This is a genomic window from Actinoplanes sp. NPDC051346 (assembly GCF_040682215.1).
Classification (GTDB): domain Bacteria; phylum Actinomycetota; class Actinomycetes; order Mycobacteriales; family Micromonosporaceae; genus Actinoplanes.
The window spans coordinates 317,041-341,933 of the sequence record NZ_JBFBAJ010000003.1; the positions used below are offsets into that span (position 1 = coordinate 317,041).

Annotated in this window: 24 protein-coding genes; 12 read left to right on the forward strand and 12 right to left on the reverse strand. The window is 70.5% G+C overall.

All coding sequences use genetic code 11. From position 1 onward, the window contains the following. The first annotated feature begins 3 nt into the window (after positions 1-3). Entirely contained in the window at positions 4-1,350 is a 1,347-nt protein-coding gene (locus AB0M36_RS09760) for an AarF/ABC1/UbiB kinase family protein (protein ID WP_364154915.1), read from the forward strand. Positions 1,351-2,501: 1,151 nt separating this feature from the next. Here AB0M36_RS09760 and AB0M36_RS09765 read toward each other — a convergent pair. The 3 genes from AB0M36_RS09765 to AB0M36_RS09775 form a co-directional block, all read right to left on the reverse strand. Then, complete coding sequence (locus AB0M36_RS09765; protein ID WP_364154917.1) at positions 2,502-2,864, reverse strand: WhiB family transcriptional regulator; 363 nt, start codon at positions 2,862-2,864, stop codon at positions 2,502-2,504. 143 nt (positions 2,865-3,007) lie between these two features. After that, complete coding sequence (locus AB0M36_RS09770) at positions 3,008-3,331, reverse strand: hypothetical protein (RefSeq protein WP_364154918.1); 324 nt, start codon at positions 3,329-3,331, stop codon at positions 3,008-3,010. A 118-nt stretch (positions 3,332-3,449) separates the two neighbouring features. Beyond that, positions 3,450-5,591 (reverse strand): ATP-dependent DNA helicase UvrD2, encoded by a 2,142-nt coding sequence (locus AB0M36_RS09775; protein WP_364154919.1) that lies wholly within the window; start codon positions 5,589-5,591, stop codon positions 3,450-3,452. Between the two features lie 81 nt (positions 5,592-5,672). Here AB0M36_RS09775 and AB0M36_RS09780 point away from each other — a divergent pair, with 81 nt between their 5' ends. Continuing rightward, positions 5,673-5,936, forward strand: coding sequence for a mycoredoxin (locus AB0M36_RS09780; protein ID WP_364154920.1), 264 nt, complete (start codon positions 5,673-5,675; stop codon positions 5,934-5,936). 92 nt (positions 5,937-6,028) lie between these two features. On the opposite strand, the gene AB0M36_RS09785 is transcribed toward AB0M36_RS09780, so the two are convergent. Next, positions 6,029-6,478 carry a DUF1453 domain-containing protein gene (locus AB0M36_RS09785; RefSeq protein ID WP_364154922.1) on the reverse strand — a complete coding sequence of 150 codons (450 nt, stop codon included), beginning with the start codon at positions 6,476-6,478 and terminating at the stop codon, positions 6,029-6,031. A gap of 90 nt (positions 6,479-6,568) precedes the next feature. On the opposite strand from AB0M36_RS09785, the gene AB0M36_RS09790 reads away from it, so the two are divergent. Then, positions 6,569-7,192 carry a TetR family transcriptional regulator C-terminal domain-containing protein gene (locus AB0M36_RS09790; protein WP_364154923.1) on the forward strand — a complete coding sequence of 208 codons (624 nt, stop codon included), beginning with the start codon at positions 6,569-6,571 and terminating at the stop codon, positions 7,190-7,192. 38 nt (positions 7,193-7,230) lie between these two features. On the opposite strand, the gene mptB is transcribed toward AB0M36_RS09790, so the two are convergent. From mptB to AB0M36_RS09810, 4 genes are all read right to left on the reverse strand, one after another. Then, on the reverse strand, positions 7,231-8,661 hold the full coding sequence (mptB, locus tag AB0M36_RS09795) for a polyprenol phosphomannose-dependent alpha 1,6 mannosyltransferase MptB (RefSeq protein ID WP_364154925.1): 1,431 nt from the start codon (positions 8,659-8,661) through the stop codon (positions 7,231-7,233). A 62-nt stretch (positions 8,662-8,723) separates the two neighbouring features. Then, on the reverse strand, positions 8,724-9,719 hold the full coding sequence (gene nudC / locus AB0M36_RS09800) for an NAD(+) diphosphatase (RefSeq protein WP_364154927.1): 996 nt from the start codon (positions 9,717-9,719) through the stop codon (positions 8,724-8,726). Beyond that, on the reverse strand, positions 9,716-11,035 hold the full coding sequence (locus tag AB0M36_RS09805; protein ID WP_364154928.1) for a pitrilysin family protein: 1,320 nt from the start codon (positions 11,033-11,035) through the stop codon (positions 9,716-9,718). Before AB0M36_RS09805 ends, nudC begins: the two co-directional genes overlap by 4 nt. After that, positions 11,032-12,339, reverse strand: coding sequence for a pitrilysin family protein (locus tag AB0M36_RS09810; RefSeq protein ID WP_364154930.1), 1,308 nt, complete (start codon positions 12,337-12,339; stop codon positions 11,032-11,034). The genes AB0M36_RS09805 and AB0M36_RS09810 overlap by 4 nt, the downstream gene beginning before the upstream one ends. Positions 12,340-12,470: 131 nt before the next feature. On the opposite strand from AB0M36_RS09810, the gene AB0M36_RS09815 reads away from it, so the two are divergent. The 4 genes from AB0M36_RS09815 to AB0M36_RS09830 are packed head-to-tail and all read left to right on the forward strand — an operon-like array spanning position 12,471 to position 16,612. After that, positions 12,471-12,824, forward strand: coding sequence for a hypothetical protein (locus AB0M36_RS09815; RefSeq protein WP_364154932.1), 354 nt, complete (start codon positions 12,471-12,473; stop codon positions 12,822-12,824). 4 nt (positions 12,825-12,828) lie between these two features. After that, the gene (locus AB0M36_RS09820) at positions 12,829-14,100 is read left to right on the forward strand and encodes a YqgE/AlgH family protein (RefSeq protein WP_364154933.1); all 1,272 of its coding nucleotides are present in this window, start codon (positions 12,829-12,831) and stop codon (positions 14,098-14,100) included. Beyond that, the gene (locus tag AB0M36_RS09825) at positions 14,097-16,175 is read left to right on the forward strand and encodes a hypothetical protein (protein WP_364154935.1); all 2,079 of its coding nucleotides are present in this window, start codon (positions 14,097-14,099) and stop codon (positions 16,173-16,175) included. Before AB0M36_RS09820 ends, AB0M36_RS09825 begins: the two co-directional genes overlap by 4 nt. A gap of 59 nt (positions 16,176-16,234) precedes the next feature. Then, a complete protein-coding gene (locus AB0M36_RS09830; protein ID WP_364154937.1) occupies positions 16,235-16,612 on the forward strand; it encodes a hypothetical protein in 378 nt (125 codons plus the stop codon). On the opposite strand, the gene AB0M36_RS09835 is transcribed toward AB0M36_RS09830, so the two are convergent. Next, positions 16,510-17,799, reverse strand: coding sequence for a radical SAM protein (locus AB0M36_RS09835; protein WP_364154939.1), 1,290 nt, complete (start codon positions 17,797-17,799; stop codon positions 16,510-16,512). The two genes, AB0M36_RS09830 and AB0M36_RS09835, sit on opposite strands and share 103 nt — an antisense overlap. Positions 17,800-18,022: 223 nt before the next feature. On the opposite strand from AB0M36_RS09835, the gene AB0M36_RS09840 reads away from it, so the two are divergent. The 4 genes from AB0M36_RS09840 to AB0M36_RS09855 are packed head-to-tail and all read left to right on the forward strand — an operon-like array spanning position 18,023 to position 21,196. Then, entirely contained in the window at positions 18,023-18,436 is a 414-nt protein-coding gene (locus AB0M36_RS09840; protein ID WP_364154940.1) for an Rrf2 family transcriptional regulator, read from the forward strand. Positions 18,437-18,444: 8 nt separating this feature from the next. Continuing rightward, the gene (locus AB0M36_RS09845; RefSeq protein WP_364154942.1) at positions 18,445-19,497 is read left to right on the forward strand and encodes an ABC transporter substrate-binding protein; all 1,053 of its coding nucleotides are present in this window, start codon (positions 18,445-18,447) and stop codon (positions 19,495-19,497) included. 54 nt (positions 19,498-19,551) lie between these two features. After that, on the forward strand, positions 19,552-20,325 hold the full coding sequence (locus AB0M36_RS09850) for an ABC transporter ATP-binding protein (protein WP_364154943.1): 774 nt from the start codon (positions 19,552-19,554) through the stop codon (positions 20,323-20,325). Then, complete coding sequence (locus AB0M36_RS09855; RefSeq protein WP_364154945.1) at positions 20,315-21,196, forward strand: ABC transporter permease; 882 nt, start codon at positions 20,315-20,317, stop codon at positions 21,194-21,196. Before AB0M36_RS09850 ends, AB0M36_RS09855 begins: the two co-directional genes overlap by 11 nt. 3 nt (positions 21,197-21,199) lie before the next feature. Here AB0M36_RS09855 and AB0M36_RS09860 read toward each other — a convergent pair whose 3' ends face one another. Both AB0M36_RS09860 and AB0M36_RS09865 read right to left on the reverse strand, forming a co-directional pair. After that, a complete protein-coding gene (locus AB0M36_RS09860) occupies positions 21,200-22,366 on the reverse strand; it encodes a hypothetical protein (protein ID WP_364154946.1) in 1,167 nt (388 codons plus the stop codon). A 246-nt stretch (positions 22,367-22,612) separates the two neighbouring features. Next, positions 22,613-22,804 carry a hypothetical protein gene (locus tag AB0M36_RS09865; RefSeq protein ID WP_364154948.1) on the reverse strand — a complete coding sequence of 64 codons (192 nt, stop codon included), beginning with the start codon at positions 22,802-22,804 and terminating at the stop codon, positions 22,613-22,615. Positions 22,805-22,954: 150 nt separating this feature from the next. On the opposite strand from AB0M36_RS09865, the gene AB0M36_RS09870 reads away from it, so the two are divergent. Beyond that, a complete protein-coding gene (locus tag AB0M36_RS09870; RefSeq protein ID WP_364154950.1) occupies positions 22,955-23,686 on the forward strand; it encodes a lysophospholipid acyltransferase family protein in 732 nt (243 codons plus the stop codon). A 257-nt stretch (positions 23,687-23,943) separates the two neighbouring features. Here AB0M36_RS09870 and AB0M36_RS09875 read toward each other — a convergent pair whose 3' ends face one another. Continuing rightward, positions 23,944-24,147: a cold-shock protein gene (locus AB0M36_RS09875; RefSeq protein WP_015625344.1), complete on the reverse strand. Its 204-nt coding sequence runs from the start codon at positions 24,145-24,147 to the stop codon at positions 23,944-23,946. Positions 24,148-24,893: the final 746 nt, after the last annotated feature.

Genomic DNA, 24,893 nt, shown 5'->3' on the forward strand with positions numbered 1-24,893 from the left:
CTGGTGACCGACATCCCGCGTCGTGCGGCCTCCCGGACCGCGAAGCTCGCCGCCCTCCCCCTCAGCTTCGCTGGGCGAACCGTGCTGGGGATCGGCAAGCGGGTCACGGGGATCGCCACCGATGTCATCTCCGCCGACATCCAGCAGCGCACCGCCGAGCAGCTCTTCAGCGTCCTGGGGCAGCTCAAGGGCGGGGCGATGAAGTTCGGACAGGCGTTGTCGGTCTTTGAGGCGGCGATGCCCGAGGAGATGGCCGGGCCCTATCGGCAGGCGCTGACCAAGTTGCAGGAGGCGGCGCCGCCGATGCCGGTCGCGAGCGTGCACAAGGCGCTTGCCGAGCAGCTCGGGGCGGACTGGCGGGACAGGTTCGCCGAGTTCGACGACAGCCCTGCCGCCGCGGCGAGCATCGGGCAGGTGCACAAGGCGCTCTGGAAGCTGCCGCCCTCGCGCAAGGGCGCCAAGCCGAAAACGCTCGCCGTGGCTGTGAAGGTGCAATATCCGGGCGCCGGGGAGGCCCTGCTCTCCGACCTCAAGCAACTGGGCCGGCTGGCCGGGATGTTCAAGCTCATTCAACCCGGCATGGACATGAAGCCACTGCTCACGGAGCTACGCGATCGCGTCACCGAGGAGCTCGACTACGCGATGGAGGCCGAGTCGCAGAAGGCGTTCGCCGCCGCGTTTGAAGACGACCCGGAGATCTACGTGCCCCGGGTCGTCGCCTCTGCGCCCCAGGTGTTGGTCACCGAGTGGGTCGACGGCACACCGCTGTCCAAGGTCATCAGCGGCGGCACCGAGGCCGAGCGCGACGAGGCCGGCCGCCTGATGGCGACGCTGCACTTCTCGGCTCCCGCGCGGGCCGGGCTGCTGCACGCCGACCCGCACCCGGGCAACTTCCGCATATTGCCCGACGGCCGCCTGGGCGTGATCGACTTCGGCGCGGTGGCCCGGCTCCCGGAGGGCCACCCCGAGCCGATCGGCCGCCTCGTCCGCCTCGCCCTCGACGGCGACGCCGACGCCGTGGCCGACGGCTTGCGGGACGAGGGCTTCATCAAACCGGACGACGAGCTCGACGCCCAAGCGGTCCTCGCGTTCCTGCTCCCAATGATCGAGCCGGTGGCGGTGCCAGACTTCCGCTTCACCCGCAGTTGGATCCGCTCGGAGGCGGCGCGCCTGTCAAGCCCCCGGTCGCCCGCCTTCCAGCTCAGCCGCAAGCTCAACCTGCCCCCCTCCTACCTGCTGATCCACCGCGTCACGCTGGGCTCAATCGGCGTCCTCTGCCAACTGGAGGCGAAAGCGCCCTACCGCGCAATCCTCGAGGAGTGGCTGCCAGGCTTCGCCCCCGTCGACTGAGCAGAAGTCACCGCCAGACATCCCCATCAACCCAGCACCAGCCACCGCCAGACATCCCCGCCGACCCAGCACCAGCCACCGCCAGACATCCCCGCCGGCGAAGCAAGAAGTGCCGCGGGCATCACCCCGCCAACTAGGTCCTCTGGAACGGTGCTGCTCTCGGCCTTCGGCCGGCGACGGGCGACGGCCGGCGACGGCGGGCGGGCGACGGCCGGCGACGGCGGGCGGGCGACGGCCGGCGACGGCGGGCGGGCGACGGCCGGCGACGGCGGGCGGGCGGCGGCCGTCAGCGGGCAACGCCGGCAGTCAGCCGTCACCGCCGGAGGTCGGACGGTCAGCCGTCGCCGAAGGTCGGCCGTCAGCAGTCAACGCGGGCAGCGGGCAACGCGGGCGACGCGGGCAGCGGGCAACGCGGGCGACGCGGGCAGCGGGCAACGCGGGCGACGCGGGCAGCGGGCAACGCGGGCGACGCGGGCAACGCGGGCAACGCGGGCAACGCGGGCAACGCGGGCAACGCCAGCAGTCAGCCGTCACCGCCGGAGGTCGAACGGTCAGCCGTCGCCGAAGGTCGGCCGTCAGCAGTCAACGCGGGCAGCGGGCAACGCGGGCGACGCGGGCAGCGCGCAACGCGGGCAGCAGGCACCGGGCACGGAGACGGGCAACGCCAGCAGTAAGCCGCTACCGCCGGAGGTCGGCCGGCAGCAGGCAATGCCGGCGGCGGGCGGTGGTCAACGCCGGCAATCGGGCAATCGGCAATGGGGGCAGCGGGGGCCTGCCCAAGGGCCGGCACCACGGGCATCGGCTCGCACACAGCACCCGCGCAGGTCTGTAGATCCGTGAATCTGCCTGTGCCGTAGAAGCCGGTGCCAGTGGAAACCGGTGCCATAGAAAGGGCCCCGCCCGCAGTGACTGCGGACGGGGCCAGATGATTCATGGTCGATCAGAGGCGTCCACCCAGTTCCCGTGCGGCCCGGTGGCGGGCCGCCATGGCGATCTGGCGTGCGGGACGGTGCGCCTCAGGGTGGTGGTCGGCCTGAGGCCGACGCATTCGTGCTCGCGAGAGCGCTTCTTGGATAAGTCTCACCTTGGTGGTTCCGTTCGAGGTCATGGCTACGTTTTCCGTCTTCCGGTAAGGGGTGGTGATGGTCATGTCATGCCGCCAGTCGGACCGAGCTGCGGCTCTCGAGGCCGTTGGCCGCGAGCCGCTCTTCTACCTCGACCGCCAGCTCGGCGTCGCGGGCGACGTCGACCTTGCGGGGGCGGCCACGGGGCCGCTTACGCGGCACCACGGCGCCGCGCTCGAAGATCTCGCCGCCCCAGACGCCCCAGGGCTCGTTCCGCTCGACCGCGCCGGCCAGGCACTCGACGCGCAGCGGGCAGTCCCCGCAGAGCGACTTTGCCAGTTCCAGCTGGGCCGGGGAGTCCGAGAACCACAGGTCCGGGTCGAACTTCCGACAGGGCAGGTTTGCCTCGATCTCGACGCTCACGTCGAGTGGGGCCAGCGCCAGACTCATAAAGCCCGGTCACCTCTCTCTTTCTCGCGATCTTCTGGATCGGTGGTGCTGTGACACGCCGGCCTGTGGGCCGGCAAAAAATTAAGGCCGCGGATCCCGGTTACGGGTTCCGCGGCCTCGAGGTGAGCCGGAGGTCTGATTGCTCAGACCGGCCTTCCTCGAGGCGGGACACCGCTGGCACCATCCATCAGCTGACGCTTCCGGGCGATGCTGTTGCTGCCCACGAACCCAGTGGTCCCGTTGCTTCCATCGACGGACACCAGAATCCGGACCAGCTCGGCCTGGATCTGGACCTGGTGCGCCTGCGAAGCCGGGGCCCGTTCGGCAACCAAGGTCGCCGCGGGGACATACGCCGTCGCGAGGACGGACGTCGCCACCGGGGCGGGGACTGGCAGGCACGAGACGGACGGAGCGCAGACGGCAGCAAGCAGCATCGACGGTCGCTCGATCGTCTTGTTGATCCTCATCGGTGCCACCTCCTCCACTTCTTGCACTCGTTGCCGGACCCTCGTCGAGCATGCTGCTCGCCAAGGCGTGACCTGAGGCTATGCGGTCCCCGCAAGCGAGGGCAAACGAATTAACGGACTAGTTTTCAAAGTTTTTCGCGGCGAGCTCCGCGGGGCTCGCGCCGCCGACCAGAGCGAAGACCGCGGCGCCGTACTGGCCGAGCTTGCGGGGGCCGATTCCGGCGATGGCCAGCAGTTCCGGTGGGGTGCTCGGTCGGCGTTCCGCGATGGCCACGATCGTGGCGTCGGTAAACACCACGTACGCAGGGACTTTCTGCTCCGCGGCGGTGTGCGCTCGCCATGCCTGGAGTCGCTCGAACAGCTCTTCGTCGAGGTCCGACGGGCAGGTGGGGCAGCGGCCCAGCTTGCGGTCGGCGCCGGCCAGGAGCGTGGCGCCGCAGATCCGGCAGGAGATCACCTGCGTACGTCGATTGACAGCTTTCCGACTTCCCGCCCCGGCCTTGTCGAAGGTGCGGTGCTGGGTATCGCCGAGCTGCGGCAGGAACCGGCAGGTGCGCCGGGTGCGTCCGCCCGGGGAACGCGACTGCCCGTAGGACAGCCAGAGCCACTGCCGGGCCCGGGTGACCCCGACGTAGAGCAGGCGGCGCTCCTCTTCGAGCTGGTCGGGCGTCTTCGCGTACGTGGTGGGCAGGGTGCCGTCGGCGAGCCCGACGAGGAATACCGCGTCCCATTCGAGGCCCTTGGCGGAGTGCAGCGAGGCGAGGGTGACGCCTTCGACGGTCGGGGCGTGCTGCTGCTCGGCGCGGCGGGCCAGTTCCTCGTTGAAGGCGGAGAGTGAGACGTCGCGCTGCACCGCTCCGGCCTCGCCGATGGGCAGCAGCGCGGGGCTGCGTTCGTACTCCTCGGCGAGGGTGACGATCGCCGAGAGCGCCTCCCATTGCTCACGCTGCGCCCCACCGGGCGGGGGGCGGTCGCGGGCCCAGCCGGTCGCCGACAGGGCGTCCACGACGGCCTGGACCAGCGGGGTCTCCCCCGGGGTGGAACGCACGGCCGCGCGCAGCGCGATCACCGCCTTGCGCACCTCGGGGCGCTCGAAGAACCGCTCCGCACCGCGGACCACATATGGCACTTCCGCGTCGGCGAGCGCCTTCTCGTAGGTTTCCGACTGCGCGTTGGTCCGGAACAGCACGGCGATCTCGCTGGCCTGGGTGCCGGCGGCGATCAGCTCGCGGCACCGGCGGGCGACGGCGACCGCCTCGGCGGGCTCGTCCGGGAAGATCTTGAGATCGGGCTCGGCGCCGGGGGGCCGCTGGCCGATCAGCTCGAGCCGGAGCTTGGCCTCGGTGCCGCGGGCCTGCTTGATCACCGCGTTGGCGAGGCCGACGACCTGCGGGGTGGAGCGGTAGTCGCGGACCAGGCGCACCACCACGGCCTCGCGGCGCTGCCGGGGGAAGTCGACGAGGTAAGACGAGGTGGCGCCGGTGAAGGAGTAGATGGTCTGGCTGGCGTCACCCACGACGGTGAGGTCGTCGCGGCCGCCGAGCCAGGCCTCCAGCAGGCGCTGCTGCAGCGGGTTGACGTCCTGGTACTCGTCGACGACGAAGTGCCTGTACTGCGAGCGGACCTGCTCGGCGACGTCGGGGTGCTCCTCGATGCCCCAGACGGCGGCGCGCAGCATGTCCTCGAAGTCGATCACGCCCTGGCGGCGCTTGAGTGCCTCGTACGCGGCGAAGATCTCCGCGACCTTGGCGGCCTCGTACGGCGGCTCGCGCAGCGCCTTGGTCGCGGCGACGACGTACTCCCCTGGCTCGACCAGCGACGATTTGGCCCATTCGATCTCGCTGGCCAGGTCGCGGGCGGCGGTGCGGTCGGCGCGCACGCCGACCCGGTTGGCGGCCAGCGCCACCAGGCGCGCCTTGCTCTCGACGAGCTCCGGCACCGCCCGGCCCTCCAGCAGCCGCGGCGCGAAATACCGCAGCTGGCGCAGGGCGGCGGCGTGAAAGGTGCGGGCCTGGACGCGGCCGGCGCCGAGGCCGGTCAGGCGGGCGCGCATCTCGGCCGCGGCGCGCGCGGTGAAGGTGACGGCGAGCACATGGCGGGGGCTGATGTCACCGCGCAGCGTCCGATACGCGATGCGGTGGGTGATCGCCCTGGTCTTGCCCGTGCCGGCTCCAGCGAGGATGCAGACCGGTCCGGCGGGGGCGGTCACCGCTCGCCGCTGGTCGGGGTCGAGCCCGGCGAGAACCCTTTCCGCTGTCACAACCGGGAATCATGGCACCCGGGTCCGACGTTGGAGCGGATGGCATAGTGCCAATGTGACCTCTCCGAAGGGACCTGACCGATGTTGACCATGTACTCGACCCCCTGGTGTGGCTACTGCCACCGGCTGAAGTCACAGCTCGACCGGGAGGGCATCGCGTACGTCGTCGTCGACATCGAGCAGGACCCGAAGGCCGCCGAGTTCGTGATGAGCGTCAACGGCGGCAACCAGACGGTGCCGACGGTACGCATAGTTCCCACCGATGGCGGAGACGAGATCGTCATGACGAATCCGTCGATCACGCAGGTCAAGGCAGCGCTGACAGGCACGGGTGTGGCTGGCTGATCCAGCAACCGTCGACCGCCTTGGCGGTCCAGTCGTACAGCAGGCCCCGGTGATGAGCCGGGGTCTGCTCGTATGCCTGCGCGCTGTAGCCGTCATCGGTGCGCGGGTGCGAACGGAACCCGTAGGGCGAGTCCCTGGCGGGTCACGGCCAGCGCTTCACCGATGAAGCTGATGCCGATGGCGAGCTGGATCGGGCGAGCTTCGGCCCGCATGCCGAGCTTGTCGGCGAGCAGGCTGTAGCCGAACATCAGGACCAGCGTGCCGATGATCGCCGCAAAGGTCCGGCCGCGGTATCGCTGCCACAGGAAGCCGCGTTTCTCGTAGACCACGACGAAGGAACCGCGCAGGTAGCCGAGCGCAAGACCCAGCACGGAGCCGCCGACCAGCCAGGCGTAGTCGCCGACGTCCAGGCCCTCTGCCTTGAAGAGGCCGTAGAGGCCGATCGCGGTGAGAATGACCGGCGCCGCCCACGCGTCCCGCAGGTTGAGCGGCTCGCCGATCAACCTCTTCACCACGATGACGATCAGCACTACGACAGTCATCGTCGCCAGAGTCCAGCCGCTCATTCCGCAACCTCCGTATTTGGCATCACCGTGCCAAAACATTGTGGCATGACCGTGCTATAAAAGCCCATGCCGAAGATCGTGGATCCCCAGCAACGGCGCCGCGCGGTGGCCGACGCCGTGCACGCCGTCGTCGCGCATTACGGGTTGCAAGCGGCCACGCTGCGCAACGTCGCGGACGAGGCCGGACTGGCCATCGGGTCGGTCCGGCACTACTTCACCGATCACGACGAGTTGATGATCTTCGCCGTACAGGAGCTGGGGCGCCGCGTCGGGGAACGAGTGTGGACGCACGCCGAACGCCTGCTGACGGGCACCAGCGACAGCCGGGAGGAACGGCGGCACCGCACCGAGGAGCTGCTAGCCGAGTTGCTCCCGCTAGACGACGTACGCCGCGACGAAGTGGTGCTGCGGCACGCGTTCGCGGTAGCGGCCCAGACTCGTCCCACCCTGCTGACGCACGCCGAGGCGATCCAGCAGACCATGTACGACCTGGTCCACCGCACGCTGCGCGGTGCGCAGGCAGCCGGCGGCCTGCCTGCTGACCTCGATGTGGAGCTGGAGAGCATCCGCCTGCACGCCGTGCTCGACGGGCTGGGATTGCAGGCCGTGTTGTTCCCGCAGCGGTTCCCGCCGGACCTCCTGAGCAAGGTCGTGCGCCGTCACCTGGACTCGCTGACCGCCGCGGCATGACGCAGGGGAGTAACAGACGTGGCTGGTTGATCCGACTTTCACACCGCTGAGCGGTTCAGTGACGCATCGGGCCCCGGCGATGAGCCGGGGCTCTTGCGTGCGCCGGAGCGCCTGACAGCCGTCACCAGCAGGGCGATGAGGAGCAGGGTGACGATCGGCGCGCCGGGGAATTTGACGAAGCGGGTCAGGCCGCTGCCGTCGGGCATGACCGAGAAGGCGGCGGCGATCGAGATCATCATGACTGCCCGGATGCGGGTGGTGGTGGCCGCGAGCAGGGTCAGGGGCCACAGCGCGTACCAGGGGTGGAAGACGGGGGCCAGAGCGACGAACGCCACGAGCGCGAGGGCGGCGCCGCGCAGTGCGGCACGTGTGGGGTCCGGGTTGCGGTACGCCCACCACCAGAGCGCGACCAGAACGGCGGCGAGCAGCGCGAGAGCCAGGGTACGGACGGCGGGGACGGCGTCGAAGTCGGGATCGAACAGCCGCCCGATGTAGGTCAGGGTCATCCCGATCGCCGTGGGCGGCGAGGTGAACTGGATCAGGGAGCTGCCGCCGCGCATCGCGGGAATCCACCCGAAACCGAGCCCGCTGGCCACGGTCACCGCCGTGAGAACAGCCAGCGCCGAGCCGCCGACCAACGCGAACGCCCGCCATAGCGGACGGGAAGCGGCCAGAACGGCGAACGGGACGATTACTACTGCCGTCGCCTTGACGGCAACGGCCAGGCCCAGCAGCGCCCCGGCCATCAGTAGTGCGAGCGGGTGCGGGCTCATCCGTACGATCAGAAGGAGCGCGACAACCGCCAGGCCGAGCATGATCGCATCGTTGTGGGGCGCGCCGAGTAGGTGTGCACCTACGAGCGGACCGGCCAGGCCCACCCAGAGCGCCAGTCGCGGCTCGACGCCGCAGCGGCGCGCCAGCGTCGGCAGGCCGGCCGCGATCGCGACGATCGCGACGACGGTGATCAGGCGAAAGGCGATCAGAGCGCCGGTCAGGCTGCCGCCCACCGAGATTGCCGCCGCGGCGATGACGATGAAAAGCGGACCGTAGGGGGTCGCGGTGTCGCGCCAGATCGGCGAGACGGTCTCCAGCCAGGTGCAGGGCAGGACCCCGACCCCGTTCGTGTACGGGTCGACGCCCTGCAGATACATCTCGCCCTGGCACACATACGAGTAGATGTCCCGGCTGCCGACTGGCGGGACCAGCAGGAACGGGGCCATCCACAGCAGCGCCGTGGTCAACGCCCAGCGGGCCGAGGGGATGCGGTCGCGGCCGGCCCACCAGGCGTACGCCTGCAAAGCGGTCCCAACCAACCAGAAACCGACGATGGCCGGGCCATAGGAACCGCGCGCGATGCTGACCGGCGTGGCGGCGAGGTCCGCCGCGGGCAGCGCACCGCCGAGCCAGCCGGCGGTGGCGAGCAGCACCGAGCCGGCCAGCCCCAGGTAGCGGAGGAATTTCGGGGTCACGACCACATGATCAGGTTCGCCGGTGCACACAACCTCCGCCAAACGGTGGGCAGTAGCCCGCCTTACGGGAGCGAATCGCCCAACCAGCGCTCGACCAGATAAAAGGCGATCGAAGACCGCATCGGCAGGCTCATCCGTACGCCGGAGGCCGGGTCGACGTAGTCTCCGGCGATCATCCGAGCGACGTCCCGCCGGGTGAACCACCGCGCCTCGTCGATCTCCTCCGGGTCGACGACGATCGTCTGGTTCCGGTCGGCGACGGCGGTGAATCCGAGCATCAGCGAGCCCGGGTACGGCCACGACTGACTGCCTTCGTAGCGCAGTGACCGCAGCCTGACGCCGACCTCTTCCCGGACCTCGCGGACGACCGCGGCCTCGGCGGACTCCCCGGGCTCGACGTAGCCGGCCAGGCAGGAGAAGCGGCGGACGCCGTCCTGCGCCGGCCAGGCAACGTTGTGGCCGAGCAGGCAGACTCCCTCCGGCCCGGCGACGCCGTCGTGCACCAGGACGATCATGGCTGGGTCGGTGCGTGGCCACATCTGGGCGCCGTCCGCGTCGATCCGTGACCAGCCCGCCTCCATGACCGTGGTCCGTTGCCCGGAGCGCGGCGAGTAGAGGTGCGTGGCGTGCCAGTTGCCCAGTGCGGCGGCGGCGGTGAGGATGCCGGCGTCGCGTGCGTCGAGCCGGTCGCCGATGTCTCGCAGGCTGCGGGGCTCGGCGCCGTCCGTCTCGGGCAGCGGCGCGTCGACCGCGAAGATCGGTACGCCGCCCGGGTCGATGCCCAGGAACAGCCGTTCGCCCTCCGGGGCCGCGTCCGCGCCGACGAGCACCAACGCGGGGTTGTCCGAGGACGCACCCGACACGAGCGCGCGGCCGCCCTTGGCGATGTCGACGATCAGGACGAGGCCGGTTTTCCACGCCTCGGCGAGCCAGGCCTCGTCCTGTCGGTGGTGCGACGCCCGGTCGAGGGAGGTGCGGGCGAGCGGCGGGCCGTCGAGGCCCGGCTGCTGCTCGCCGACGTCAGGCTGGTCCGCTTGCTGTGGGGATGAGAGGCTCACGCGGCGCCGCGCTCGACCGTTGTCAGGGTGGCGAGTTGGCTCTCGACCCGGTCCGCGTCGCCGAGGACCACGGAGACCGCCCGCGACGGGGCGAGGTAGCGCGAGGCCGCCTCGGCAACCTGTTCGCGGGTCGCCGACGCCAGCGCCGCCGAGTGTTCGGTGAGGTAGTCCAGCCGCAGGCCGAAGGTGGCGTAGATGCTGGCCAGCCCGGCCAGGCCGGCCTGGGTCGACATGCCCAGGCGCATCGTGCCCAGGGCGTAGCGGCGGGCCTGCTCCAGTTCGTCCTCGCCCGGCGGCAGGCTCGCGATCCGGCCCAGCTCGTACAGGGTTTCGAGCATTGCCGGGCCGGTCACCTCGGTGGCCACCTCGGCCGCCACCACCAGGGCCGAGCCCGCGACGAAGTGCTCGATCGCGGTGTGCGGCCCGTACGTGTATCCCTTGTCCTCGCGGATGTTCTCCACCCAGCGCGAGGAGAAGTAGCCGCCGAACACCATGTTGGCCAGTTGCAGCGCGGCGTAGTCGGGGTCGGTGCGCGGCACTGCCGGCAGCGCCATGCGCATCGAGGACTGCACCGAGCCGGGCCGGTCGACCAGCAGCAGCGGGCCGGGTTCGAGCGCCGGCGTGGCGGGCACGTTGCCGTCGCGGCCCGCGCCGATCCAGCCGCCGAGCGCCTTCTCCGCCGCGTCGATCGCCTTCTCGACGTTGATGTCGCCGACGAGCACCAGCACCGAGCCGTCGGGGCGGATCCGGTCGGCGTGCAGCGCACGCAGCTGCCCCGGGCGTACGCCCTTGACCTGCTCCGGCTCCGGGGTCTGGACCGCGTACGGGTGCCGGCCGTACATCCGCTTCAGCAGCGCCGTGCGGGCCAGGTGCCCCGGCTGGCTCTGGGCGACCTGGATGTGGTCGACCAGCCGGTCCCGCTCGGTGGCGACCTCCTCGGCCGGGTACGCCGCGTCGGTGAGCACCCCGGCGAGGATTTCCAGCATCCGGTCCAGGCCGGACGCGAGCGAGTTGCCCGTGACGAGCAGTCGATCGGGGTCGAGTCCGGCGGACAGCCCACCGCCGACGGTCTGCAGCTCGGCGGCGATGTCGACGCTGGACATGGTGGCCGTGCCGGTGAACAGGGCCTGTGACAGCAGGGTCGCGCGGGCCAGCGGCGAGCGCCCGAACGGGATCCGCAGCCGCAGCTCGACCAGGGGCACGGCCGGTCGCCGGATGGCGATGACCGTGAGGCCGCTGCTCAGCGTGCGCTCGGCCTGCTTCGGCAGCTTGATCTTGGAATCCGGAATGAGGTCCGGCAGGGTCCTGGCGCTCACTTGTCGACTCCCGGGACGACCTCGACGGTGGCGCGGCCCTCGGGCCGCAGGGTGGCGGCGGCCGCGACGACCTGCGCCTCGGTGACCTCGCCGACAAGTTTCGGCAATTCGTTGAGCAGTTCCGGCCTTCCGCGTTGCAATTCGAGCACCGCCATCGGCAGCGCGCGGCCGAGCACCGCGTCGGTGTCGCGGAGCAGGTGCGTGGCCATGCGGGCCTGGGTGCGGGCGAGTTCGCCCGGCGCGAGCCCGCCGGTGGCAAGCCGGTCGAGCTCCTCGTCGACGACCCGCAGCACCTTGTCGGCGTCGCCGCCGGGTGGCAGGTGCGCCTGCAACAGCAGCGCCGTCGGGTTGCGAACCTGGTATTCGTCGCCCATGAAGCCGAGGTAGCCGCCAACGCTGGTGACTATCCGGTCCCGCTGCACGAGCCGCTCCACCAGGCGCGAGGCGTCGCCGTCGGTGAGCACTTCGGCCAGCACGACGTACGGCAGGTAGGCGGTGAAGTCGGCGATGGGATCCGGCACCCGCCACCCGGCGGCGATCGCCGGCAGTGGGGCGAGCTGGTCGACATAGCTCTCCCGGCGCTCGCCGGACAGCGCGGGCTCGGCGAAGTCCGGCAGCTCCGGTTTCGGCCGGGCCGGCACGTCGCCGAAGTGCCGCTCGACGAGCTCGACGGTGGCGGCCAGGTCGAAGTCACCGGCCACCGCCAGCGTCGCGTTGCCCGAGGCGTAGTACTTGTGGAAGAACTCGGCCGCGTCGTCGACGGTCGCGCTCTCCAGGTCGGTGAAGGAGCCGTACCCGTCGTGCGCGTTGGGGAAGGTCTCGAACATCACCGGGGGCAGCTTCAGCCAGGGGAAGCCGCCGTACGGCCGGTTGAGGACGTTGACCCGGATCTCCTCCTTGACCACGTCCACCTGGTTGCGCAGGTTCTCCTCGGTCAGCCGGGGACCGCGCATCCGGTCCGCCTCGAGGAAGAGCGCGCGCTCGAGGGCGCCGGCGGGCAGGATCTCGAAGTAGTCGGTGTAGTCCAGGTGGGTGGAGCCGTTGAAGCTGCCGCCGGCGCCCTGCACGTGCCGGAAGTGCGCGAGCTTCTCGAGGTTCTCCGAGCCCTGGAACATCAGGTGTTCGAAGAGGTGGGCAAAGCCGGTGCGCCCCTCGGGTTCGGAGCGGATGCCGACGTCGTAGACCACCGCCACGCCGACGACCGGCGCGCTGCGGTCGGGCGTGAGCACCACCCGCAAGCCATTGCCGAGGGTGAACCGTTCGACCGGATATTTCGTCGCGGGGATCTTCGTTCTGCGGGCCACCCCAAGAATCTAACCCCCCGCCACCGCATCCGATGGGTACGCCCGGTCACCGGCTGGAGGCGGAGTGCTAGCTTTCGCGTAACGCAGGTCCACGACGTCATTAAATGCATCGATATGAGCGAGGGGGCTCAATGCCGGTTGAGCTGCGACTGGAGTGCGCGTCGACCGAGGACGCCGAGTCGCTTCACCGCTGGCTACGCGGCGAGCAGCGGGTACGCGTCGACGGCCGGCTCGCGCGGGCGCAAAGCGACGACCCGGAGGCCATGGGCGCCCTGCTCGACGTTCTGACACTCGTCATCGGCAGCGGGCTCTCCGCCGGTCAGCTCGCCCTCGCCGTGGCGTCCTGGCGGCAGGCGCGCCATCCCAGCCCACACGTCACCATCGTGCACTCGGCCGCGGACGGCACCACCACCCGGATCGAGGCGGAGGACCCTCAGGCCCTCGCCAACGCCCTCCAGCAGCTTCAAGACCGCGAGCAGCAGTAAGCCGATGGCTGACGTGGCAGACCCGGCCGTCTCGCAGGTCGTGCTGATCGGCGTCGCGGCGTACCGTCGGCTCTCCCCGCTGCCCGCCGCCCGGCGCAACGTGATCGACCTGAACGATCTGCTGCACAGCGAGGATCTCTGGGGTGTGCCCGCGGAGAACGTGCAGGTGCTGGCGGACCCCGAGGACCCGGCCGAGGTCAGCCGGGCGATCCGGCGGGCGGCGGCCGCGACCGAGCGGGACGGGCTGCTGCTGGTGTATTTCGCGGGGCACGGGCTGGTCGACGCGGACGACGACAACCTGATCCTGGGGCTGCCCGGCTGCGACCCCGAGGTGCCCTACGAGCGCGGGGTTCCGTACGAATGGATCCGCCGCGCCGTCGCGGACACCCGGGCCCGCCGCCGGGTCGTGATCCTCGACTGCTGCTACTCCGGCCGCGCCGGGTCGGAGATGGGTGGGGACAGCACGGGCACCGACGCGGTCGCCGACAAGGCGGAGACCGCCGGCACGTGTCTGCTGGTGTCCGCTCCGGCCAACCGGCCCGCCATGGCACCGCGCGACGAGGTGCACACCGCGTTCACCGGGGAGCTGATCCGGCTGCTGCGCGAGGGGTTGCGGCCACCGCCGCCGGAGGCCATGCCGCCGGCGCTCACCGTCCACGCCATCTGGCGTACGGTGCGCCGCGCCATGCTGCGCCGCGGCTTCGAGCGGCCCGAACTGCGGGCCCGGGACGCCGGCGGGGAGATCTCCCTGGTGCACAACGCGGCCGCGCCCCGACACAACCTGGCCGGCAGCGTGCTCTACGCGGCGCCCTGGTTCGTCGACGAGGACCTGGGCCAGCGGGCGATCCTCGTGCTGCGGCACAACCAGACGGGCGCCCTCGGCGTGTGCATCACCCGTCCCGAGGGCGACCTCCCCGCCGACTTTCCCGCCTCGTGGCGGCCGCTGCTGCGCAACCCGATGATGCTGTTCCACGGCGGCCCGGTGGCCCAGGACGGCTACATCGTGGTGACCTCGCTGCGCGCGGGCGCCCCGAAGCCGCTGCGGTTCACGCCGGTCCGCGAACGACTGGGCACGATGCACCTCTCCGGGACCCCGGAGGACGTCAGCGAGAGCGTCGACGCGATGCGGGTCTTCATCGGCTACCTCGGGTGGCGGGCCGGGGAGCTCGAGGAATATCTCGACCGCGGCGCGTTGATCACCAGCCGGCACACCTCCCGGCAGGTCTTCACCGAACGCCCCGGCGAACTCTGGCAGTCCTTGCAGGCGGGCCGATGACGACGCCGGAAGCGGAGCCGGTGGACGGCGGCCTGAGCGCCGGCGAGCTGCTGCTGCTCGATCGGCTGACGGCGGCGCTGCGCGACGCCGACCAGATCACCCTGCTCGTCGGCTCCGGCATCACGGCGAGCGTCATACCCCGGGTGCACGGCGTTCTGGAGATCGCCGAGGGCTACGCCGCGGGGCGCAACGACGACGGGGCGCTGGAGCGAGCCCTGGCGCAGGCGCGGGCCGAGTTGGTGGGCGCCGCGCCGATCGCCGTCTACCGCGCGTACAGGCGGGTCTTCACCGACTGGGTCTCCGGCGACGCGTTCGACGTGATCGCGCAGCAGGCCGTGCTGAAGGCGTACGCGGCCCCGGACCCGATGGAGTCGCCGCTGGCCACCCACGGCCTGGGCCAACGCCTCGAGCGCGGTATCGGCGAGGGCGTGGAGAACGACCGCTTCTCGTGGCAGCTGCCGCGCGGCGTGCAGGCCCTGGGGCATCTGCTCGCGCGCATCCCCGAGGCGTTCGACCACCGGGTGCTGACCACCAACTTCGACCCGCTGCTGGAGATCGCGATCCGCGACGCGGGTGGGCGCGCGGTGAGCCTGCCGCTGGACAGCCGGGGCAGCTTCGGGCACACCGGCGGGTCCGACGGTGCCGTCCGCGTCTTCCACCTGCACGGCTTCTGGCGGCCGACCCTGCACGTCCGCGGCCCCCAGCTGCTGCACGACCCCGCCCGACTCGCCGACAACGCGCCGCTGGTGGCCACCACCGCCGACCTGATCCGCGGCGACACGGTCTGCGTGATCGGCAGCAGCGACTGGGCCGGCACGATCGCCGCGGCGTTGGGCCGTACCCGGCCGATGCGGGTGCTGTGGGCGCTCGGCGACGCGGACGCGGCCACCGCGCTGAGCACGGCGGAAGGGCTGCGCGACCGGACCGGAGTAGCCGTCGAGTGCTTCCCCGGCGTCGACTCGGAACGGCTGTTCCCGGCGCTGGCCGAGCGGGCCGAGGTGCCGGTGCCGCCACGCGCGACCGGCTTGCAGAACCGGGTACGCCACCACATCTGGGAGCGCCAGCTCGTCTCCCAGCCCGGCACGCTGCCGCCGCGCGACGTGGCCGGCCTGCTGTTGCAGCTGGAACGCCGGTTCGGCTGGGTGACCCAGCTGAGCGGCACCGTCCAGCCGATCCGGATGCTCTGGCCGGTACGGCTGCGCGCCCGCGCGTCGGTGATCCACATGGTGCAGGCGTTCGTGGCCGGCGCGCTCGCCCGCCTCGGCGTGGAGGTCCGGGTCTGCGTGGACGACGTCGGCTCCCGCAACCACGACTCGCAGGAGAAATTCCGCGCGGACCTGGACCGGTGGATCGACCACACCGGCCACGGCGCGGTGCGCGACTTCGTCAGCCTGACGGAATTCCTGGACCAGAGCTCGCGGCTCCCGGCCGCGGACGGCCCCGAGGCGCTGCTGCGCCCCACGGATCCCTGGTCGGTGGCCCGCACTTTCTACGGCGACCACAACCCGTCGCTCTACAGTCTGCTGGCGGCGGTGAAGGCGGTGCCCAACCTGACGTCGTGGGACGAGCTCGAGAAGAACGCGTGGCCTATCTTGCAGTCGTTGCTGCGTACGGATGCGAAGAATTTGCTGACGCCGCTGACGCTGTGGCCGTACCTGAACAGCATGCTCTTGGAGAGTGCGACCAACGACGTCATGACGCTGGGCGGGCGCGACGAGGCGATCCTGTGGGCACAGTGGCGACAGACGTTCGGGTTGGGTCCGGGGCATCTCTACAACCCGTACATCAAGAGTCTGCGCCATGACGCCCACATGCTGCGGTGGTCGTCGCAGGAGGAGCTGGGGCGTTATCTGCACCGCACCCGGGAGCTGCCCGGCTGGGACGCGGAGGGCAGCTACATTCCCTGGCTGTTCCAGAACGCGCTGCTTCTGCCCGGGTACCTCAATCATGAGCCGGTGCCGGAGACCGACGACTTCCCGCTGGACTCGTGGGCGGCGTTCGTCGCGGCGATCGAGGACGGCAAGCCCGTTCTCGACGATCTCGCCGCCCGGGTTACCGACCTTTTTCTCCGATGAAGCACGAGGTGTCCGTTCGGCGGTCGCGCTCTTGGCCGGACGGAGCTAGCGTCGATGTCATGACTGCTCCCGTGCTGGAGCGCGTCGGCCACCACCCCGCGACTGTCGACGACCACGCGGAGCTGTGCGTCACCGCGCTCGGAAACGAATTGACCGCCTACCTGGCCGGCGCGACCACCGTCGCGGAGTTCCGGTCCTGGTTCGCCGCGCCGACCCGACCCGGGTACGCGGTACGCCGGCGCCTCGCCGCGGCCGCCGAGATCGTCAGCGTCTTCGAGACCGCCAACCGCACCGACATGGCCGCCGCCTGGCTGCGGGAAGTCGATGCCGAGGGCTATGTCCCGGCGCGGGTGTTACGGCTCTCGGAGGGCGACGAGACGAGCGTGAAGGCGCTGCTCGAGACCGCTGCGGCGTGGTCGTTCAGCCTCGCGTCATAGGCGGCCAGTGAGCCGTTGAGGTAGCGGTTCGCGTGTCCTTCCAGGTCCACGTGGGCGCGGAAGTGCCGGAGCACCGCGCCGCGCAGGCCGATGCGCGGCAGCACGAAGGTCTTCTTGCCGCCCCGCGCCACATCCTCCACGGCGAGCTCGCCCTTCGCGCTGATCAGCAGGGTGGAATTGGGCGCCCGGTGTGTGCCGGTGATCCGGATGTCGATCGCCACCCCTTCGGCGGCGGTCCGCCGGACCACTTCGTCGAGGACGTCCTGCACGGTCTCCGGCGCGAGCAGCGCGGCCCGCCGCGGGTCGGCGGCCTTGCCCACGGGCACGACGACGTGCAGGACCCACGTCGTCACGCCGAGCTCCACGAGCAGGTCGCGCAGGGCGAGCAGCCCGACGACCGAGGTGTTGCGCGCGGTGACCACGGTCTGCACGCTGCACGGGACGCCAGCCCGGACGGCCACCTTGATCGCCTGTCTGGCACAGGCCGCCGCGCTCGTCCCGAGCGGCACGAACCTCCGGTTCGCCGGGCGCAGGGAGTCGTTGAGCGCGGCGTCCGCGCTGTCCAACGAGATCCGTACGTGCACCCGGTGGCGCACCAACAACGGCACGACGCGGCCGAAGTCGCCGACGCCGGACGTGTCGAGCACGACCGCCTTGCCGGTCGCGGCTAGCCGCTCGACCAGCCGCGTGGTGCGGTCGATGCGGGCCAGTGGCTCGCCCCCGGTGACCACGCCGACCATCGCCGGGGTGGCGCCGGCGACCCGCAGCACCCGCTCCAGCCAGCGGGCGTTCTCCTGCTCGCGGTAGCCGGTCATGAGGTCGTCGGCGTGGCAGTAGGCGCACCGCAGCGGGCAGTGGGCCGTCGCGAAGCAGTTGACGACCAGCGGCTCGGTGATCGGCGGCAGCGCGTCCAGCCGTCCGACCACGGAGCGCCCGAAGAACGGTCGGCGCGGCGTCCAGGGCTCGGTGTCACAGATGCCGAGCTGGGCGAGGGTCCGCACCTCGTCCTCGTGGCCCTCGATCCTCCAGCGGCAGCCACCCAGCCGGCGCACGACCGACTCGTGCGCGGGATCGAGGGCGAAAAAGTGGTCGCGCTGCGGGACGTAGGCGATCGGCCCGCGAACCCGCACTCCGGGTGCCAGGCGTACGACCTGTGACGTGCGACGACGCTCGGTCAGAGCGAACACGGGGGTGATAGTCCCACAGCCGGGGCTCCCCGACCCCTGACACTTTCCTGACACTTTTCTGACATGTGTGCTCGGTTCTGTGGGCCTTTCGTCCGACCCGGTTCGGGTGAGGAGCTTCCCATGATGCGGTCGGGGCTTGACGCACTTCTCCCATCTGATCCACTATTCCCATCCATCAGATAGAGTTTCGCTCCGCCGGAGTTCGGACCGAGAGGACATCCCTGTGTACGTCTCGGCACGCACCGACTACGCCGTCCGGGCCATGCTGGCGGTCGCCGCCGACCATCCGCACCTGGTCAAGGCCGCCGACCTCGCCGCGGCACAGGACATCCCGCTCAGCTTCCTGCAGGGCATCCTGCTCGACCTGCGCCGCGCCGGCCTGCTGCACAGCCACCGCGGCGTCGACGGCGGATACTCCCTGGCCCGAGCGGCCGAGGAGATCACCGTCGGCGACGTCGTCCGGGCCTCCGGCGGAGCGCTGACCACCGTTCGTGGCCTACCCACCACGACCACGACGTACCACGGGGTCGCGACCGGCCTCAGGGACGTATGGCTCGCGGTGGAGGAGGCCATCGAGGGAGTCGTCGACCACCGCACCCTCGCTGAACTCACTATTCCCGCGACTTCCACCATTTAGGAGTGAGCATGAGCTCCCGCACCCTCCGTGCGCTTGCCCTCGCTGCCGCCGCCCTTGTCTCCGCTTCCGCCCTCTCCGCCTGCGGCGACGACGCCGCGGACGCCGGCGGCAAAGTCACCAGCCTGCGCCTGGGCTACTTCCCGAACATCACCCACGCGCCCGCGCTGATCGGCGTCAAGAACGGCCTCTACCAGCAGGCGCTGGGCAGCACCAAGCTCGAGGCGAAGACCTTCAACGCCGGCCCGGCCGCGATCGAGGCGCTCTTCTCCGGGGCGATCGACGCCACCTACATCGGACCGAACCCCGCCATCAACGGCTGGGCCACGTCCAAGGGCACCGCGCTGAAGATCATCGCGGGTAGCACCTCCGGCGGCGCCGGCCTGGTCGTCAAGCAGGGCATCAACGCCCCCGCCGACCTCAAGGGCAAGAAGATCGCCACGCCGCAGCTCGGCAACACCCAGGACGTCGCGCTGCGCGCCTGGCTGAAGGCGAACGGCCTCAACGCCGACCAGCAGGGCGGCGGCGACGTCTCGGTGCTGCCGCAGGACAACGCGACCGCCCTCCAGGCGTTCGCCCAGGGCGCCATCGACGGCGCCTGGGTGCCCGAGCCCAACCTCAGCCGGATGGTGCTCGAGTCCAAGGGCAAGATCCTGGTCAACGAGAAGGACCTCTGGCCGGGCGGGCAGTTCGTGACCACCCACCTGATCGTCAAGCAGAAGTTCCTCGAGGACCACCCGGACGTCGTCAAGAAGCTGCTCCAGGGCCACATCGCCGCCGAGAAGTACATCGCCGGCGACAACGCCGGGGCGCAGAAGGCCGCCAACGAGCAGATCGCCGCGCTGTCCGGCAAGCCGCTCAAGGACGACATCCTCGCCGCCGCGTTCAAGAACCTGACCTTCACCAACGACCCGATCGCGTCCTCGCTCTACACCAGCGCCCAGCACGCCCAGGACGTCGGCCTGCTCAAGCCCGTCGACCTCAAGGGGATCTACGACCTCGGCCCGCTCAACGAGCTGCTCAAGGCCGACGGTCAGCCCGCGGTCACCGACGCCGCCTCCTGACCAGCCGCCGGCCGGGCCCGCGGGGTCCGGCCGGCACTCACCCGCGGAGAAACCATGAGCATCGCGGAAGCAACCGATCTCAGAACCGACGTCGTGCGCCTGGACCACGTCTCCAAGCAGTACGGCACCGGCGGCAACGCCCTCCTCGCCCTCGACAAGGTCTCGCTGACCGTCCGCAAGGGCGAGTTCGTGTGCCTGCTGGGAGCGTCCGGCTGCGGCAAGAGCACCCTGCTCTCCCTCGTCGCCGGCCTCGACCGGATCAGCGGCGGCACCCTCGACACCGGCGGACGGCACGTCTCCCTGATGTTCCAGGAGGCGGCCCTGTACCCGTGGTTGTCGGTCACCGGCAACGTGGAGCTGCCCATGCGGCTGCGCGGCGTCGGCAAGGCCGAACGCCGGAGGCGCGCCGCGCAACTGCTCGACATCGTGCGGCTCAACGGCTTCGCCGACAAGCGGCCGCACGAGCTCTCCGGCGGCATGCGTCAGCGCGTCGCCCTGGCCCGCTCCCTCGCCCAGGACGCGGACATCCTGCTCATGGACGAGCCCTTCGGCGCCCTCGACGCGATGACCCGCGACATCCTCCACGACGAGCTGGAGCGGATCTGGCGCGAGCAGCAGCTCACGGTCCTGTTCGTCACGCACAACGTGCGCGAGGCGGTGCGCCTGGGCGACCGGGTCATCCTGCTCAGCAGCCGCCCCGGCCGGGTCATCGAGGACTACCCCGTGACCCACGAGCGGCCCCGACGCATCGACTCCCCCGAGGTGTCCCACCAGGCCGCCGAGATCACCGACCGGCTCCGCGCGGAGGTCGCCCGTCATGCAGGCTGAAATCCCCACCGCCCGGCGGGAGGCCGAGGCCGCCGACCGCGTCACCGGCCTCGACGCCCTCGAACTCGGCGGCAAGAGCGACAGGCCCGCCCTCGGCACCCGAATCTGGCGCAGCGCCTGGCCGAAGCTGCTGGCGATCGCCATCGTCCTCGCCGTCTGGCAGGTCGTGGTCTGGGCCGAATGGAAGCCGATCTATGTCCTGCCCGGCCCGCTCACGGTCTTCTCCGACCTCGGCACCCTGATCACCACAGGCGACTTCTGGGAGGGCGTACGCCTGACCATGATCCGGGCACTGACCGGCTTCGCCCTGGCCGTCGCCATCGGCACGGTCGTCGGCGCGGCGGTCTCCCGGTTCGCCCCGCTGCGCGCGGCGATCGGCTCGCTCATCACGGGCCTGCAGACCATGCCGTCGATCATGTGGTTCCCGCTCGCCATCCTGCTCTTCCAGATCAGCGAGAGCGCCATCATGTTCGTGGTCGTCATCGGCGCGGCCCCCTCGGTGGCCAACGGGCTGATCAGCGGCATCGACTACGTACCCCGCACCTGGCTGCGGGTCGGACAGGTGCTGGGCATGAAAGGCTTCGCCAAGTACCGCCACCTCATCCTGCCGGCGTCCCTGCCATCGTTCATCTCCGGCCTGAAACAGGGCTGGGCGTTCTCCTGGCGCAGCCTGATGGCGGGCGAACTGCTGGTGATCGTGCCGGGGTCGCTGTCGATCGGCGTACGGATGCAGCAGGCCCGGGACCTCAGCGAGGCCAGCCTGGTGATCTCCTTCATCATCGTGGTCCTCGTGATCGGCATCCTGATCGACGTGCTCTTCAACGCCGCCGACAACGCCCTGCGCAAGCGGTGGGGCCTGACCGGGTCCTGAAGGTCAGACTGGACGGACCGACTTCATGACCTCGTCGATCACGTAGTCGAACTGCCGGTGAGTGCCCGGGATCGACACATACAGCACGGCCGCCGTCGGCTTGCCCACGTCGATGATCGCGACCGCCGACCGCTCGTTCGTCACAGTGAGTCCCGGCTGCTGGAAATGCAGCCGGAACTCGCTGAGCCACGCCGGCCGCCCGCCCAGGGTGGTCATCTCGTCCCGCAGCTGCTCCAACCGGTTCGGCTGCGGGTAGTACTCGGCACGGACGTCGGCGGACACCTGACGGCCAACGCACTCCAGGTTGAGACTCACGGCGTCGTTGTCCGCCGCCGGCACCGCCGCCGACAAGATCGAGGCATGGTACGTCCCCATGCTGTACTGCTCGGTGATGAAGTGCTGACCGACCTTGTAGGGCACCTGCAACGTTCCCGCACGCCAGGTGTCGTTCCACGGCTGCCACGGGGCGCCGTACCTGCGGTAGGAGATGCCCGACTCGGCATCGATGGTCCGCTCGCCGGTCACGGGCGGCAGCTGGCCGCGCGGCACGGCCGGGCCAGCGCTGGGCGGCACCGTCGGCGCCGGACACATCTGGGCGAGCGGCGGCCGGACCTCGCTCGGCGCAGCGGCCTTACTGCCGAACGGGTCGCCCTCCGAGGACAGGCCCACGATGAGAATGATCGTCAGACCGATCGCCAGGATCGCCCCGGCAATCCCGCCGAAAATCGCCAGCTGCTGCCGGCGTCGGCGTGGGCCGTCCGCGCTGGACGATGTTGGCGGGTCTTCGTCCGGCGGCGGCACGAGGCGGGGGACGTCGTGGACGGTGACCATGCCGGAAGCCCATGGACCACCCGGCCGCGGCCAGGCGCTGGGGGTCTTTGTGCTTTCGGGCATCATCCCAGTGAACACCACCGGGGCGGGGCGTGGTGTCCCCGCCGAACGCGAACGCGAATCCGGTGCGATGGCGGGGTCGCGGTCGGGCTCGCCGTCGGGGTCGCGGGCGGGATCGCGTGCACCCTCGCGGTCGGGCTCGCGGTCAGCTTCGCCGTCGGGGTCGCGGTTAGCCTCCCCGTCGGGGTCGCGGTTAGCCTCGCCGTCGGGGTCGCGGTCAGCCTCGAGGTTGGGGTCGACGTCGGGATCACGGTCAGCCTCGCGGTCGGGCTCGCCCATCGGGATCACGGTCGGGTCGCCGTCAGCTCGCGGTCAGCCTCGTCGTCGGGATCGCGGTCAGCGGAGTTCGCTGCGGCGCGTGTTCCCGCGGTGGCGCGGGCCGAGCGGTGCCGCCCCCTCGTCGCCGGCGAGGTGCGAGCCGAGCGGTGCCGCCCCCTCGTCGCCGGCGAGGTGCGGGCCGAGCGGGGCCGCCCCTCGTCGCCGGCGGGGCGCGCGATGTGTTGTGACAACGTTGTGACAACGATGTCAGCCGGCCGAGACGGCCTCAATTTCGAGGGTCGCCGCCGGCGGGGTGGTTTCGACGATCGCCGGGCGGGCGCCGCCGTAACTCACCGATCCGTACCAAGGCGCAAATGCGACGATGACCACCAAACCCACGCCGAGAACCGCCAGCGCGAACACGATAGCGAGTTCGCGGCGTGCGGACGCGGTGTGCATAACAGGGCCTCCCAGGCAGTGCCGTACCCCTCGGCTGTTCAGGGTGGACCACGGCGCGGGGCGACCGCAGTCACTCATTAGACGTTCGAGACCCCCGGATCGGTTGTCCCCGCACAGGAAGAATTCATCGAACGCCGGTACCGTAACCGAATGGAAATCGTGTACCCCCCGGTCGTCGGTATCGCCAAGACGATGTTCCGAGTGCTAGACCTGAAGATCCAGGTCGAAGGCGCGCACCATATTCCGGCTGCCGGCGGGGCGGTGCTGGCGAGCAACCACGTCAGCTACCTGGATTTCATCTTCTGCGGCTTCGGTGCCCAGCCGGCGAAGCGCCTGGTCCGGTTCATGGCAAAAAAGGCGGTCTTCGACCACAAGGTGAGCGGGCCGCTGATGCGCGGCATGCGGCACATCCCGGTCGACCGCAAGGCCGGCACCGCGGCCTTCCACGAGGCCGAGAAGGCGCTGAAGAAAGGCGAGGTGGTCGGCGTCTTCCCCGAGGCCACCATCAGCGAGTCCTTCACGGTGAAGGCGCTGAAGTCGGGCGCGGCCCGACTGGCCGGCGCGGCGGCGGTCCCGCTGATCCCGATGGCCGTGTGGGGTCCCCACCGCCTCTGGACCAAAGGCCGCAAGAAAGAACTGACCAAGCGCCACGTCCCGGTCATCATCAAGATCGGCGACCCGATCCCGGAGCACGAGGGCAGCACTACGGAAAGCATGACGCTGGAGCTGCACCAGCGGCTGACCACACTGCTGGACGAGGTGCAGCAGGCCTATCCGGAACAGCCGTCCGGCCCCGACGACCGCTGGTGGCTGCCCGCCCACATGGGCGGCACGGCACCGCGGCCCGAAGACATCGGCGACCCGGCCCGCAAACCGGCGTGACAGGCCGGCATGGCGGGCCGGCATAACCGAAGCCCGATCCGCCCGGAGGCCGGTGTGACCGGGCCGGTGTGACCGGGCCGGCGTGACCGGGCCGGCGTGACCGGGCCGGCGTGACCGGAGCCCGGCGTGACGGGGCCGTGACCGGAGCGTCACGCGCATCCCGTAGACACCACACTGCTCAGGCAACACGCCACTCAAGCATGTAGGCGCCGACCCCTCTGCGGGATCGGCGCCTACATGTCAGCGTGAGGCTGTGATCAGAGCGGGCGGATGTTGGCCGCCTGCGGGCCCTTCTGGCCCTGGGTCACCTCGAACTCAACCCGCTGGTTCTCGTCCAGGCTCCGGTAACCCGAGGTCTGGATCGCGGAGAAGTGGGCGAAGACGTCGGCGCCGCCGTCGTCCGGGGTGATGAACCCGAAGCCCTTGTCCGCGTTGAACCACTTCACAACGCCGGTAACCATGCTCGTCTCCTCGACGGTCGATCGCTCCTGGCCATTATGGACTGGAGCGAGGTGGTAAGACCCGTTTTTTGCGGGACTCGTGTCGCCGTACTGATCGCCCGTACCGGAGAAACCCGGGTTACGACAAAGAGCGCCTGGGGCAGACTTCCCCACAGGCGCTCCTGAGTACTTGGGAACCAAACTGACAACGCAAGAGAGCCTAGCACGGAGGAGCTGGCCGGGCCGCGATCGGCGCACAACTGGCGCGGCGATTTCGGCGGGCTGGGAGTGCGGCGGCGAACGGCTCTTGGTGACCGGTTTCGCCAGCGCGGATCGAGGCCTGGATGACGAGGTATTCCTGCTGAACAGCCTGACGATTGAGGGTGTTTGCGGTGCCAGAGGGGCAGGTGATCGGCTTCGTCTGCGCTACCGGGTGGGTGCTCGCCGCTACCGGGTGGGTGCTCGCCGACTGGGGGTTCGAGGAGAGGGCTCAAGCATCCCCGTGAGTGACAGCTCGGGGCACTGAAGGCGTTCCGGTTGCTGCGCAAAACGGACACCGGCTATGGCGCTGAAGTCACCCTCCTGGGTGAGGACCCAGACGTGGACCGCTAGGGCGCCGAAGGGAGCGAGCGCCCGCTTGCAGCCCGTGAGCTCACCGCCCGCTCGCCGTGAGCCCGTGAGCTCACCGCCCGCTCGCCGTGAGCCCGTGAGCTCACCGCCCGCTCGCCGTGAGCCCGTGAGCTCACCGCCCGCTCGCCGTGAGCCCG

Coding starts and splice junctions, on each gene's coding strand:
- AB0M36_RS09765 (WP_364154917.1), bottom strand. CDS start 2,864: ATGAGTCTGGCGCTGGCCCCACTCGACGTGAGCGTCGAGATCGAGGCA.
- AB0M36_RS09770 (WP_364154918.1), bottom strand. CDS start 3,331: ATGAGGATCAACAAGACGATCGAGCGACCGTCGATGCTGCTTGCTGCC.
- AB0M36_RS09780 (WP_364154920.1), top strand. CDS start 5,673: ATGTTGACCATGTACTCGACCCCCTGGTGTGGCTACTGCCACCGGCTG.
- AB0M36_RS09785 (WP_364154922.1), bottom strand. CDS start 6,478: ATGACTGTCGTAGTGCTGATCGTCATCGTGGTGAAGAGGTTGATCGGC.
- AB0M36_RS09790 (WP_364154923.1), top strand. CDS start 6,569: ATGCCGAAGATCGTGGATCCCCAGCAACGGCGCCGCGCGGTGGCCGAC.
- AB0M36_RS09815 (WP_364154932.1), top strand. CDS start 12,471: ATGCCGGTTGAGCTGCGACTGGAGTGCGCGTCGACCGAGGACGCCGAG.
- AB0M36_RS09820 (WP_364154933.1), top strand. CDS start 12,829: ATGGCTGACGTGGCAGACCCGGCCGTCTCGCAGGTCGTGCTGATCGGC.
- AB0M36_RS09825 (WP_364154935.1), top strand. CDS start 14,097: ATGACGACGCCGGAAGCGGAGCCGGTGGACGGCGGCCTGAGCGCCGGC.
- AB0M36_RS09830 (WP_364154937.1), top strand. CDS start 16,235: ATGACTGCTCCCGTGCTGGAGCGCGTCGGCCACCACCCCGCGACTGTC.
- AB0M36_RS09845 (WP_364154942.1), top strand. CDS start 18,445: ATGAGCTCCCGCACCCTCCGTGCGCTTGCCCTCGCTGCCGCCGCCCTT.
- AB0M36_RS09850 (WP_364154943.1), top strand. CDS start 19,552: ATGAGCATCGCGGAAGCAACCGATCTCAGAACCGACGTCGTGCGCCTG.
- AB0M36_RS09855 (WP_364154945.1), top strand. CDS start 20,315: ATGCAGGCTGAAATCCCCACCGCCCGGCGGGAGGCCGAGGCCGCCGAC.
- AB0M36_RS09860 (WP_364154946.1), bottom strand. CDS start 22,366: ATGGGCGAGCCCGACCGCGAGGCTGACCGTGATCCCGACGTCGACCCC.
- AB0M36_RS09865 (WP_364154948.1), bottom strand. CDS start 22,804: ATGCACACCGCGTCCGCACGCCGCGAACTCGCTATCGTGTTCGCGCTG.
- AB0M36_RS09870 (WP_364154950.1), top strand. CDS start 22,955: ATGGAAATCGTGTACCCCCCGGTCGTCGGTATCGCCAAGACGATGTTC.
- AB0M36_RS09875 (WP_015625344.1), bottom strand. CDS start 24,147: ATGGTTACCGGCGTTGTGAAGTGGTTCAACGCGGACAAGGGCTTCGGG.